This is a genomic window from Methylosinus sp. Sm6 (genome assembly GCF_019802345.1).
In the GTDB taxonomy this organism is placed as follows: Bacteria; Pseudomonadota; Alphaproteobacteria; order Rhizobiales; family Beijerinckiaceae; genus Methylosinus.
Window position 1 is genome coordinate 39,731 of the sequence record NZ_JAINDZ010000031.1, and the last position, 12,571, is coordinate 52,301.

The 12,571-nt window shown below is 65.9% G+C and carries 7 protein-coding genes; 1 reads left to right on the forward strand and 6 read right to left on the reverse strand.

Going from position 1 to position 12,571, the window contains the following annotated elements; translation table 11 throughout:
• Positions 1 to 118: 118 nt before the first annotated feature.
• The 6 genes from K3F48_RS18205 to K3F48_RS18230 all read right to left on the reverse strand — a co-directional run bounded on the left by K3F48_RS18205 (position 119) and on the right by K3F48_RS18230 (position 11,472).
• On the reverse strand, positions 119 to 3,274 hold the full coding sequence (locus K3F48_RS18205; protein ID WP_222576848.1) for an efflux RND transporter permease subunit: 3,156 nt from the start codon (positions 3,272 to 3,274) through the stop codon (positions 119 to 121).
• Positions 3,271 to 6,375, reverse strand: a complete 3,105-nt coding sequence (locus K3F48_RS18210) for an efflux RND transporter permease subunit (protein WP_222576849.1) — start codon at positions 6,373 to 6,375, stop codon at positions 3,271 to 3,273. The genes K3F48_RS18205 and K3F48_RS18210 overlap by 4 nt, the downstream gene beginning before the upstream one ends.
• Positions 6,372 to 7,667: an MdtA/MuxA family multidrug efflux RND transporter periplasmic adaptor subunit gene (locus K3F48_RS18215; protein ID WP_222576850.1), complete on the reverse strand. Its 1,296-nt coding sequence runs from the start codon at positions 7,665 to 7,667 to the stop codon at positions 6,372 to 6,374. Before K3F48_RS18215 ends, K3F48_RS18210 begins: the two co-directional genes overlap by 4 nt.
• 46 nt (positions 7,668 to 7,713) lie before the next feature.
• Positions 7,714 to 9,219, reverse strand: a complete 1,506-nt coding sequence (locus K3F48_RS18220) for a PepSY domain-containing protein (RefSeq protein WP_222576851.1) — start codon at positions 9,217 to 9,219, stop codon at positions 7,714 to 7,716.
• A gap of 206 nt (positions 9,220 to 9,425) precedes the next feature.
• On the reverse strand, positions 9,426 to 10,562 hold the full coding sequence (ribA, locus tag K3F48_RS18225) for a GTP cyclohydrolase II RibA (RefSeq protein WP_222576852.1): 1,137 nt from the start codon (positions 10,560 to 10,562) through the stop codon (positions 9,426 to 9,428).
• Positions 10,563 to 10,629: 67 nt separating this feature from the next.
• A complete protein-coding gene (locus K3F48_RS18230) occupies positions 10,630 to 11,472 on the reverse strand; it encodes a class I SAM-dependent methyltransferase (RefSeq protein WP_222576853.1) in 843 nt (280 codons plus the stop codon).
• Positions 11,473 to 11,769: 297 nt separating this feature from the next.
• Between K3F48_RS18230 and K3F48_RS18235 the strand changes: the two genes are divergently transcribed.
• The coding region (locus K3F48_RS18235) for an aryl-sulfate sulfotransferase (protein ID WP_222576854.1) at positions 11,770 to 12,571 on the forward strand (802 nt) is incomplete at its 3' end.

Genomic DNA, 12,571 nt, shown 5'->3' on the forward strand with positions numbered 1-12,571 from the left:
GCCATCTTGCTCGACGTTCGTGAATCGATTGCCCTCGTTCTCGATCGCACGAGCATCGCCTCGCTGCGCAACAGAGCCAGCAGCGAGACGATAGCCTTACGCTGACCTGTCCGGCGTATTAGAGCCGCGCGGGTCGGCGTCCGAACATCTTTCTCAGCCGGTCGACATACAAGAACACCACAGGCGTGGTGTAGAGCGTCAATATCTGGCTGACGAGCAGTCCTCCGACGATGGCGATCCCGAGAGGACGGCGCATTTCGGCGCCCTCCCCCGAGCCGATCGCGAGCGGCAGGGCGCCGAACAATGCGACCAGAGTTGTGATGAGAATCGGACGAAAGCGCGTGCGGCAGGCTTCACGTATCGCCGCCTCGGGCGACAACCCGCGCCGCCGTTCCGCGTCGAGCGCGAAATCGACCAGGATGATGGCGTTCTTCTTCACGACGCCGATGAGCAGGAGCACGCCGATCATGGCGATGATGCTGAGCTCCGTTCCGCAGCCGAGCAGCGCGAGAAAAGCCCCGACGCCGGCCGACGGAAGCGTCGACAGAATCGTCAGCGGATGCAGGAAGCTCTCATAGAGGATGCCGAGCACGATGTAGACCACGGTCAGAGCGGCCGCGATCATCAAGGGTTGATTGGCGAGCGCGTTCTGATAGCCGGCGGCGTTGCCGGAGAAGACGCCTTGGATCGAGCCGGGCGCGCCGGATTTGGCGATCGCTTCGGCGATCACGCTCGCGGCGTCGCCCAGCGACTTGCCGTCGGCCAGATTGAAAGAGATGGTGATCGCGGCGAAATGGCCCTGATGATTGACTTGCAGCGGCGTCACGCCGTCATCGAAACGCGCGAGCGACGACAGCGGAATCATCGGCGCCGGCGCGCTGTTGACGGCGCCGCTCGCGCTCGTCGAAGCGCGCGGGGAGAACACACGCCGCGCCGCAGCGGCGTCTGCGCCGATGTAGAGATTGTCGAGCGATTCCCCGGTCCCTTGAAATTTTGGAGCGACCTCCATCACCACATGATATTGGTTGAGCGGCTCATAGATCGTCGAAACCTGTCGCTGCCCGTAGGCGTCGAAGAGCGTGTTGTCGATCGCGCTCGCAGGAAGGCCGAAACGCGCCGCTTTGGAGCGATCCATGACGATGCTGTGGCGAAGGCCCTTGTCCTGCTGATCCGAGCTCACGTCGAGAAGCGTCTTGTCGCGTCGCAGCGCCTCTACGATGAGCGGAACGAATGTGCGCAATTGCTCGAGATCGTCGGAGAGCAGCGTATATTGAAACATCGCATTGCCGGTTCGCCCGCCCATGCGGATGTCCTGCACCGATTGCAGAAACAGGCTCGCGCCGCCGACACGCGCGAACTTCGGACGCAGACGCGCCATGATCTCGTCGGCGGACGCCTTGCGCTCGTCGAGGGGCTTCAAGGTCACGAGCATGTCGGCGATATTGACCGGGCCGCCGGGCCCGAAGCTGCCGCCGATCACGGCGGACGCCGACTCGACTCCCGGATCGGCTTCGAGGATCGCGACGAATTGCACGAGCTTCTCCTTCATCGCCGCGAAAGATATGCTCTGATCGGCGACGATCGCGCCGCGCATTCGTCCCGAATCCTGAATGGGGAAAAAGCCTTTGGGAACGATTTGGAGCAAATGGAAATTGAGAAGGATCGTCGCGAGGAGCGTCGCGAATGTGACGCCCGGCCGCGCCAGCGCGACGTCGAGCGTGCGCACATAAGCGTGATGCAGCGCCGAAAAGGCGCGCTCGCTCCACCGCAGCAAGAAGAATTGCGGAGGCCCGGCGTGGCCGCGCAGGATGCGTGAGCACAGCATCGGCGTCACGCTGACCGACAAAATCAGCGAAACGAGGATCGCAACCGACAAGGTCATGGCGAATTCACGCATCATTCGGCCGATGATGCCGCCCATGAACAAGATCGGCAGAAACACCGCGACCAGCGAGAGGCTCATCGACAACACCGTCGGCGCGACCTCGCGGGCGCCCGTCAGCGCTGCGGCGCGGGGCGGTTCGCCCGCTTCGATCCGACGCGCAATATTCTCGACGACGACGATGGCGTCGTCGACGATGAAGCCCGTGGCGATGGTCAGCGCCATGAGCGACAGATTATCGAGGCTGTAGTCGAGGAGATACATCGCGCCCAAGGCGCCGATCAGCGAGACGGGAACGCAGAGGCTCGCCGGAGCGGTCGCGCGGGCGTCCCGCAGCGATAGGAAAACGATGAACACGACGAGCAGAACCGTGAAGAATAGCGTCGACTCGATCTCGTGGAGAGATGCGCGAATGGTCAGGGTCCGGTCCTGCACGATGCGCAGCTCCACATCCGCCGGCAGAGCGGCCGCCAGCGGCGCTGTCAAAGCCCTGATGCGGTCGACGACCTCGATGAAATTGGCGCCCGGCTGCCGATAGATGCGAATCTGCACGGCGGTCCGGCCATTGCTGAGTCCATGGTTGCGGACGTCCTCGACCGAATCGACGACATCGGCGATGTCCTTCAACTTCACGGCGGCGCCGCTGCGATAGGCGACGACGAGACCCTCATAGTCGGCCGCCCTGCGTGACTGATCATTGGCGTAGAGCGTCAGACGCCGGTCGCGCTCGTCGATGAAGCCCTTCGGTCCGTTGAAATTGGCGGCATGCAGCGCGGCGCGTACATCCTCGAGCGAGACGCCATGCGCATACAGCGCCGGCGCATCGAGCTCGACCCGCACCGCCGGCAGAGCCGCGCCGCCGACCGAGACCTCGCCCACACCCTCGATCTGCGCATATTTCTGCTGCAGAACATTGGAGGCGACCTCGAACAACTGCCCCGAGGTCAGCCGATCCGAGAACAGGGCCAAGATCACGATCGGGACTTCGGCCGGATTCGAGGTACGAAAGGTCGGGTTATTGCGCAGCGCCTGCGGAAGATCGGCGCGCGCCGCCGCGATCGCCGCTTGAATGTCGCGTTGTGCGCCGTCGATATTGCGGTCGAGATCGAATTGGAGCGAGATGCGCGTCGAGCCGAGCGAACTCGACGACGTCATTTCCGTTACGCCGGCGATCTGTCCGAGACGGCGCTCCAGAGGCGTCGCCACCGAGGCCGCCATGGTCTCCGGGCTCGCGCCCGGCATCGACGCGGTTATTCCGATCACCGGAAAGTCGATATTGGGAATCGGCGCTCTCGGCAGAAGGAGCGAGGCGGAGAGGCCGGCGAGCACGACGCCCAGCGTCAAGAGGCTCGTGGCCACGGGACGGGCGATGGCCGCCGCGGTGATGCTCATGCCGCTTCGCGCTCCTTCGCATGCCCGACGCGGAGAGAAGCGGATTTCGTCCATCCGTCGAATGCGAGATAGATCACCGGCGTCGTGAACAGCGTGAGGATCTGGCTGAAGATCAGCCCGCCGACGATCGATGCGCCGAGCGGCTGGCGCAGCTCCGCGCCTTCGCCGGAGCCGAGCAGCAGGGGCAGCGCGCCGAGCAGCGCTGCGAGCGTCGTCATCAATATCGGCCGGAAGCGGAGAATGCAGGCTCTGTAGATCGCCTCGCGTGGCGCGAGGCCTTCGTCCCGCTCCGCCTGCAACGCAAAGTCGATCATCATGATCGCATTTTTCTTGACGATGCCGATGAGGAGGATGACGCCGATGATTCCGATCACGCCGAGATCGTCGCCGGCCAGCATCAACGCGAGCAAGGCGCCGATGCCGGCCGAGGGCAGTGTCGAGAGAATCGTCAGGGGATGGATGTAGCTCTCATAGAGCACGCCGAGCACGATATAGACGGTGACGATCGCCGCGAGAATGAGCAGCAGCGTGCTGACCGACGAAGCGTTGAAGGCGTGCGTCGCGCCCTGGAACACGGTGATGACGCTGGCCGGCGTTCCGATGGACGCCTGGGCGGTTCGCAACGCCTCCATGGCGGCGCCGAGCGAATAGCCGGGAGCGAGATTGAAGGAGATCGTCGTCGCCGGAAATTGCGCGAGATGATCGATGGAGAGGGGCGCCGCGATCTCGCTGACGGAGACGAAGGTATCGAGCGGCGTCTGCCGGCCGCCATTGGTCGGCACGCGCAATTCCGCGAGCGTCTCGCGCCCCGACCGCGCGCGCGTCGCCGCCTCGAGAATCACACGATATTGACTGGTCTGCGTGAACAGCGTCGAGACGATGCGTTGACCGAAGGCGTCGTAGAGGATGTTGTCGATCGTCGCGACGCCGACCCCGTATCGCGCCGCCTTTTCACGGTCGATCTCGACGAACAGCGCATTGCCGCCGTCGCGCGCGCTGCTGGCGACGTCACGCAGCGCCGGAGCATGGGACAAATCGTCGACCAGGCGGCGCGCATAATCGGCGAGCTCGGCGGGATTGGCGTCCTGCAGAGCGAAATGGAATTCGCCGCGGCTCACGCCGGAATCGATCGCGAGATCTTGCGCGGGCTGCAGATAGAGCGCGCCGACGGCGCGCAATCGCGCCGCATCCTGCAATCTCCGTGTGATGGCCGCGATCGCGCCGGAGCGCTCGGCTTTCGGCTTCAGCTTGATCAGCAAGCGCGCGCTGTCGAGCGTGCGATTGACGCCGTCCACGCCGAGGAAGGACGAGACATTTCCGACGGCCGGATCCTCGAGCAGCAGCGCGACGAGATCGAGCTGCTTGCGCGTCATCGCCTCGTAATTGAGCGACTGTCCGCCCTCGAAGAAGCCTTGCACGAGGCCGGTGTCCTGCGTCGGGAAAAACCCCTTCGGGATCGTCACGTAGAGGACGCCGGTCAGCGCCAGCGTCGCGGCGAACACGGAGAGCGTCGTGCGGGAGTGGGCGAGCACGAAGCGCAGGGCGACGGCATAGGCGTCGCTCAGGCGATCGAACCAGTCGTGCATGTCCTTCGCATCATGCGCATGGGCGTCGCGCGCCGTCAGCAGCTTGGCGCACAGCATGGGCGCCAGCGTCAACGACACGATCGCCGAGATCACGATGGTGACCGAGAGGGTCACTGCGAATTCGCGAAACAGACGCCCGACGACATCGCTCATGAACAAGAGCGGGATCAGGACGGCGATGAGCGAGATGGTGAGCGAGACAATGGTGAAGCCGATCTCGCGCGCGCCGATGAGGGCGGCGGCGAGCGGCGTCTCGCCGCGTTCGATATAGCGGGAGATGTTCTCGATCATGACGATGGCGTCGTCGACGACGAAGCCGGTGGCGATCGTCAGCGCCATCAGCGTGAGATTATTGAGGCTGTAGCCGAGCAGATACATCACGGCGAAGGCGCCGATCAGCGACAAGGGAACGGCGACGCTCGGAATGATCGTGGCGCGCGGGCTGCGCAGAAACAGGAAGATCACGGCGACGACGAGCGCGATGGAGAAGAGAAGCTCCATTTCGACGTCGTGAATAGAGGCGCGAATAGCCGTCGTTCGATCGGTGAGGACGACGAGATCCACCGTGGCTGGAAGCGAGGCGGCGAGCGCGGGCAGCAGCGCCTTTATCTGATCGACGACGGCGACGACATTGGCGCCGGGCTGCCGCTTCACATCGACGATGATCGCGGGCTCGAGATCGGTAAAGGCGCCGAGCTCGCGATTCTCCGAGCCGTCGGTCACCTCCGCCACATCCTGCAGACGCACCGGGCCGCCGGCGCGATAGGCGACGACGAGCCCTTCATAGTCATGCGCGCTCTGCAGCTGATCATTGGCGTCGATGGCGAATTGGCGGCTACGCCCGTCGATGGTTCCCTTCGGCAGATTGACATTGGCGTTGGAGATCGTCGCGCGCAGATCTTCGAGCGAGAGATTATGCGCGGCGAGCTTCGCCGTATCGGCGCGCACCACGACGGCCGGGCGATGGCCGCCCGAGACGCTCACCAGTCCGACGCCCGAGAGCTGTGAGATTTTTTGCGCGACGCGGCTGTCGGCGAGATCCTGCACTTGCGTCAAAGGCATGGTCTTCGAGCGCAGCGCCAGCGTCAGAACCGGCGCGTCGGCCGGATTGATCTTGGCGTAGACCGGCGGCGCCGGCAGATCGGTCGGCAGAAAGCTCGCGGCCGCGTTGATCGCCGCCTGCACCTGCTGCTCGGCGGCGTCGAGCGACAGTTTCAGGCTGAATTGCAAGGTGATGATCGAAGCGCCGCCCGAGCTCGTCGAGGCGATTTCGGTGAGGCCGGGCGTCTGTCCGAGCTGGCGCTCGAGCGGCGCCGTGATCGTCGCGGCGACGACGTCGGGACTGGCGCCGGGATAGAAGGTGCGGACCTCGATCGTCGGATAATCGATCTGCGGCAGCGCCGCAACGGGAAGAAGGCGAAAGCCGATGAGCCCGGCGAGAAAGATCGCCGCCATCGTCAAAGTGGTCGCGACCGGCCGCTCGATGAAGGGACGCGAGATATCGAAGGCGCTCATCGCGCCTCGGTCTTTTCGGCGCGGCGCTCCGCCGGCGCCTCCTTGCGCTTGCCCGCGGCCGGCTCGCCGACATTGGAAGGCCCGCCCTTCGGCGGTCGGGTCACGACGACCTTGGCGCCGTCGCGCAGGCGATCGACGCCTTCCACCACGACTCGCTGGCCGGGCTCCAAGCCGCTTTCGATCACCGCCCGCTCGCCGTCGCTGGGGCCGAGGCGGACCGAACGCACGGCGACCTTTTCGTCGTCGTCGAGCGCATAGACGAAAGGTCCCTTTGCGCCGCGCTGCAGCGCGGCGGCGGGAGCGAGGACGACGCCTTTCAATGTCTCGACGGTCAATTCGGCGTTGACGAATTGATTGGGGTAGAGAGACTCGTCGTCATTGGCGAATTCCGCACGCAGACGCACGGTTCCGGAGGAGGCGTCGATCTGATTGTCGATCGCATAGAGCGCGCCGCGCGCGATCTGCTCGGCGCGATCGTGGTCATAAGCGACGACGGCGAGCTTCTCGCCGAAGCGGAAGCGCTTCAGCACGCTCTGCAGCTTCGCCTCCGGCAGGCTGAAGATCACTGTGATCGGCGAGATGCGGGTCACCACGGCGACGCCATTGGGATCGCTCGTCTGCACGATGTTGCCGGGATCGACCTGGCGCAGACCGATACGGCCGCCGATCGGCGCGGCGATATGCGTATAGTCGAGATCGAGCCGTGCCCGACCGACCAGCGCGCGGTCGATGTCGACCGCCGCGCGATATTGCCCGATCAGCGCCTTCTGCGTGTCGAGCTGCTGTCCGGAAACGCCATCCTTGATCTTGTTGCGTAAAGATTCGTAACGGGCGAGATCGCGCTCGGCGTTTCTGAGCAGCGCCTCGTCTTTTTGCAGCTGGCCCTCCGCCTGCGCCAATGCGAGCTCGAAAGGGCGCGGATCGATCTCGGCCAATATGTCTCCCGCTGCGACCTCCTGCCCTTCCGTGTACCGCACCTTCAGCAAGGGCCCGGAGACTTGCGGCTTGACGACGGCCGTCGCGGTGGCCGTCACCGTGCCGAGCGCCGAGACGACGACGGGAAAATCGCCGCGCATCACCTCCGCCGCCGCGACGGTCGTCGCTGGTCCGCGCGCGCCGGCCGGCGGCGTTCGGACGGCGTCGGTCGAATAATAGCGCCATGCCGTGAAGATTGCGCCGGCGAGCAGCGCGACGAGCGCGACGCGCGATGCGATTTTTCGTTTCACCATGCGCCGCAGGGCGAGCTCGAAAGCGTGTGGCGCCTGGGCGACGTCGCCGACATCGGAACTCATTTTGCAACTCCGCGCGAATAGGGGGCTGACGTCGCAGGCCGGTCGATCAAGCCTTCTGCGCTGCGAGCGCGCGCCGCTCCCTTTGCGGGATGCTGCGGCGCAGGCGCCGCCAGGCGAGCACGACCGCGGTGGTCGACAGAGCGAGGCCGAAGAACACCCACAGCGCCATCCAGCCGTTCCACAGCCAATGATCTCGGAACGGGCCGAAATCCCAATGGTGGACGGCGGAATAGAGCCAGCGATAGACGCGCCGGCTCGCATCGATCTTGGCCAGCAGGCGGCCGTCGACCGGATCGATGTAGAGCGAGCTGCGGCCGGCGTCCGCGAGGTCCACGCGCAGGACCGGAAGCGGCTTGTCGATCCGCGACTGGTGATGATTGGGGTAGTAATAGCTGTCGTAGTCGATCAGCAGCTCGCGGCCGGAGATCGGCGCCGTTCCGGCGAGGCGCGCCGCGGCGGCGGCGAGGGCGTCTTCGCCGAAAGCCGCTTTGGTTCGTCCCGTCTCGAGGGCGCGCCGCTCTCCGTCACGCGAGACGGCGAGAAGAACGGCGTCGTCGCCGATGCGGCTCCAGGACAGAGCGACCGTTTCCGGCGCCAGCGCCGCGACGCCGGCGGATGTTGCGCTCGCCATCGCGTCGGGCCCCCCGACGGCGCGATAGCGCGCGATCTCGTCGGGACTCGGCGTCGGCTGCGAGAAGATTTGCCCGGGATTGGTGGAGAAGAAGCCGCTCGCCGCCCATGAGAGGGCGAAGACGCCGCCGATTAGTCCGGCCCAGAAATGATAGGCGAAAAAGAACTCGCGATAGGGCTGCGTGCGGCCGCGCGAATAGGTCGGGCGGCCGAAGAAGCCGGGCCTCCATTTCACGAAGCCGAGAATGACGCCGGTGAGCGCGGCGGCGGCCGCGAAGAAGCCGGCCCAAGACAGCGCCGCGCGGCGATAGTCGCCGGCGCCGACGAGGTCGAGCCAGCGGAAGAGATGAAGCCAATTGCCGGCGTAGATCAGAGCGCGCTCGCCGCGCGTCGCGGATTGCACGACCTCGCCGGTGCGCGCGGAGACGACGATCTCTCGGCTGTCCGGGGCTGCGAAACGATGGAAGGGCCGCAGTGCTTCAGCGTTGCGAACGCCGACCGGCGCCTCTTCGGCGCCGCTGTAGACGAGATCGGCGCCCTCGGCCCAGAGATCGGCGATGCGACGCGCTTGCTCGGGGGAGAAGACGATAGGCGCGCCATCCAGCGCCGAAATGGCGGAGCGCCGTCCGAATTGGTTCTCGATCAGCCAAGCCGGCGCGCCGGCGACGCGAACAAGCCGACCTTCGACGATAACGCCGTCCTCCTGCTCGTGTCGCCCGCCGAGCGCGCGCGCCGCGAGCGCATCGCCGAGCGAGAGCCAGCTCGCCTCCGGCGCGAGGCTCTCGGCATGGGCGAGCTGCTGCGCGCGGGTGATCGGCGGCGCGGCCAGGAAGGCGATGACGAGTCCGGTGGAGAACCAGACGAGCATGAACAGCGCCAGCACGACGCCGATCCAGCGGTGCAGAAAGATGAGACTCTTCATGGGTCCGATGTTTCCTTCGAGACGCGCGCCGACGAGGCGCCGAGCGCTGGGTGCGCCGCAGATGAAATGTCTGGGTTTGGTCGCGGCGCGTTTCGACCGGCCGCGCCCGCGGGCTCGGCAGCTGCGCGCTGCTTCCGATTATATTATATAATATCGATAGGATTAATCAATACTCGTTTGCGGCGTCGGCCTTCGCCGGCGCCCCGTCACAAGGGCGAAGGGTCGGCGAGGGAGCGGGCGCGGCCGTTCGCGCGCGGAGCGCGGTCGAGATCGATGAGATGGCCGGCTTTGTCGCGCTTGGCGGCGAGATAGCGCTCGTTATGCGCATTGCGCCGTCCCATGACGCGCTGATCGGCGACGACTTCGAGACCGGCGGCGCCGAGCGCGGCGATCTTCTCGGGATTATTCGTCAGCAGCCGCACACGTTGCGCGCCCAGGGCCTTCAGCATGGCGGCGGCGAATTCGAAGCGGCGGCCGTCCTGCTCGAAGCCGAGCGCCTCGTCGGCGTCATAGGTGTCGAAGCCATGGGCCTGGAGGTCATAGGCTAGGATCTTGTTGCCGAGTCCATTGCCGCGGCCTTCCTGATCGAGATAGAGCAGCACGCCGCCGCCGTTCTCGGCGAAATGGCGCGCCGCATGGCGCAATTGGTCGCCGCAATCGCATTTGAGGCTGCCGAACAGATCGCCGGTGAGGCAAGCCGAATGCAGCCGGACGGAAACCGGCTCGGCGAAATCCGGCTTGCCGATGATGATCGCCGTCTGGTCGCGCAGACCTTCGCCGCCGCGGAACACGACGAATTCGGCGTCGGCCGCGCCGTCGAGCGGCACGCTCGCCCGCGAGACGATGCGCAGCGCCGCCGCGCAGTCCCTGCGATAGGCGGTCACATCCGCCAGTTCGACGCCGAGCAGTCCGGCGAAGGCGCCCTCCGCCGCCGGCGTCTCGGCGACGATCGCCGCGGGCAGCGCTTGCGCGAGCCGCATCAGTTCCAGCGCGCCTCGCTCGGAGGAGGTCGCGGCGTGCAGGGGTTCGGCGAGGCGGGCGTCTGGATCGACGGCGAGCGTCGCCAGCCGATCGAGATCGAGTTCGGCGAATGCGAGGGCGCCGGCTTCCCGCGTCGCTACGCCGAGGCGCCGCAGCCGCGGCGCCGTCAGCGCGAGCCGCGTCGTCGCAGGCGGCAGCAGCGTGGCGAGCGCGGCGTCCAGCGCATCGACGGCGACGACGAGCGCGCACGCCGCGGCATCGCGGAGGATGACCGGCCGACCCGCGCGAATCTCGGCGATCGCGCGCTCGACGTCGATGCGCGCCGCCCCGGGCGCGCCTCGTGAAACAGATGGAACCGACACGCAGCCTCCCAATCGAGCGAACAACATGCCCGAGGTATAATTCGTTTATCCGATCTAACAAGTGGATTTATCGGGCGCCGCTCGGCGGCCGGGCGAGGAGGTCGACATGGCCGATCCGGCACGCGCTGCGCCTCTGCGCGCGCCAATCGCCGATCGTTTCAGCCGGCGACAAACCGGTTTGAAGGACGGCCTGCGCCGCGCCGTCCGCGAGCGCGTCGATCAGCGGCGCGTCGTCTGCGCCGAGCCGCCACGGACTGGCGGCGCGGGAGACAAGATAGCCTTGCGCCTCCAACGCCTCTCGCAGGATCGTCGCGGCGCGCGGGCCGGCGGCCGGGCCGAAGCCCTTGTCCCTGCCCTGATGAGCGTGGAACGCCGCCAGCATGGCCGCGTCCTGTGCATGCGCCGGGGTCCAGCGTTCGTCTCCGTCATAGGTGAGAGCGGCGTAGAGCGGCACGCCGCGCGTGGCGAGCGCTCGGGCGAAACGCGCGATCCAGTCCGGCGAAACCAGATCGAAGAACGCGGCCGCGGTCACGAGATCGATCCGCCCATCCAGCGCGGCCTCCGCCCCCGAGGCGAGATCGGCGAGGCGGAACTCGACGAGGATGCGCCGTCCATTGTGCAGGATGACGAACGGAACTCGGCTTTCGACGCGGTCGCCCCAGGCGGCGAGCCGGCTGCGCGCGGCCTCGAGCAGCGCGAGATCGTGATCGACGAGGCGCCATCTCTGACTTGCCGGAAGGACCGATGCGAGGCCGCGCAGATTGGAGCCCGCGCCGCAGGCGAGGTCGACGATCTCGACATGGCTCCGCGCTTCGAACATCGCGCCGACGGCGTCGCGCAGTTCGACGCTGCGGGCGCGATGGTCGGCGCCTTCGCGCAAATCGAGCCAGTCTGCAGAAAAGCCGCTCATTGCGCCGACTCCGCGGCGGCGCCGATCGTCCATGTGGGCGCTCGCTGCGCGCCCGGGGGACTGCCTCGGCGGGAATCGTTTGCCATCAGCCTCTTCGTCCCTGCGCCGAAAGGCTCGGCGCTCGCATGGTTCGCAGCAAAAAGTCATGCATAATCCTTAGCTGATAAGTCGATATTTCTCTCGAGGGAGGGCGTTTCGACACGATAATCTCGGTGGAAAAATCTTCGGACGCACCATTTATCATATCATTTGGATATGATAAAAGCGCCTATTATCGCGGCAGTGCGGGAGGCTCACATGGCCGAGACGCGTCTCAGGTCGACCAAACCCCTGATCTCTACGATTTTCGCCTGCGTCGTCGCTTCGGCGGCGACGAAAGCCTGCGCCGAACCGAGCGTCTTTCCCACCGGAACGACGATCTACGATCCGGCGCGCGCTCATAGCTCCTATGTCCTCTTCACGGGCGGCGACGATGTCTCGCGTCTCATCGATCTCACCGGCGCGGTCGTCCACGAGTGGAAGTTTTCGGGCCAGCCGGTCGCCTTCATCGATCCGGCGCTCGTCGGCGGCGCGCGCGGACATGTCTTCGTCACGCTGGAGAGCGAAGAGGGCAAGGGAACGGATCTCGCGCCGGGGCGTGCGCAGACCCGCATTCGCAAGACGGTCGGCGAGGTCGATTGGAGCGGAGCGCCGCTGTGGAGCTTCGGCAAATCCGCGCCCGACGGCCGCGCGCATCAACATCACGACATCGCCCGGCTGCCCAACGGCAACACGCTGGTTCTTTCCAATCTCTCTTATCCTCTGCCCGGATTCTCCGCGCCGCAAGTGCTGGACGACGTCGCCTATGAGGTCGATCCGGAGGGAGAGATCGCCTGGACCTGGGCCGCGTCCGATCACATCGACGAGATCGGCTTCGCGCCGGACGAATTGAAGCTGATCAAGAGCTCCAAAAATCCCGACTATCTGCATGTCAACAGTCTGAAGCCGGTCGGCCCCAATCATTGGTTCGACGACGGCGACCAGCGCTTTGCCCCGGACAATCTGATCTTCGACGCGCGCAATGCGAATTTCATCGCCGTCGTCGACCGCAAGACACGCA

Bases quoted from the DNA above. Each gene is read 5' to 3' on its own strand.
- K3F48_RS18205 (WP_222576848.1), bottom strand. From the start codon at position 3,274: ATGAGCATCACCGCGGCGGCCATCGCCCGTCCCGTGGCCACGAGCCTC.
- K3F48_RS18210 (WP_222576849.1), bottom strand. From the start codon at position 6,375: ATGAGCGCCTTCGATATCTCGCGTCCCTTCATCGAGCGGCCGGTCGCG.
- K3F48_RS18215 (WP_222576850.1), bottom strand. From the start codon at position 7,667: ATGAGTTCCGATGTCGGCGACGTCGCCCAGGCGCCACACGCTTTCGAG.
- K3F48_RS18220 (WP_222576851.1), bottom strand. From the start codon at position 9,219: ATGAAGAGTCTCATCTTTCTGCACCGCTGGATCGGCGTCGTGCTGGCG.
- K3F48_RS18230 (WP_222576853.1), bottom strand. From the start codon at position 11,472: ATGAGCGGCTTTTCTGCAGACTGGCTCGATTTGCGCGAAGGCGCCGAC.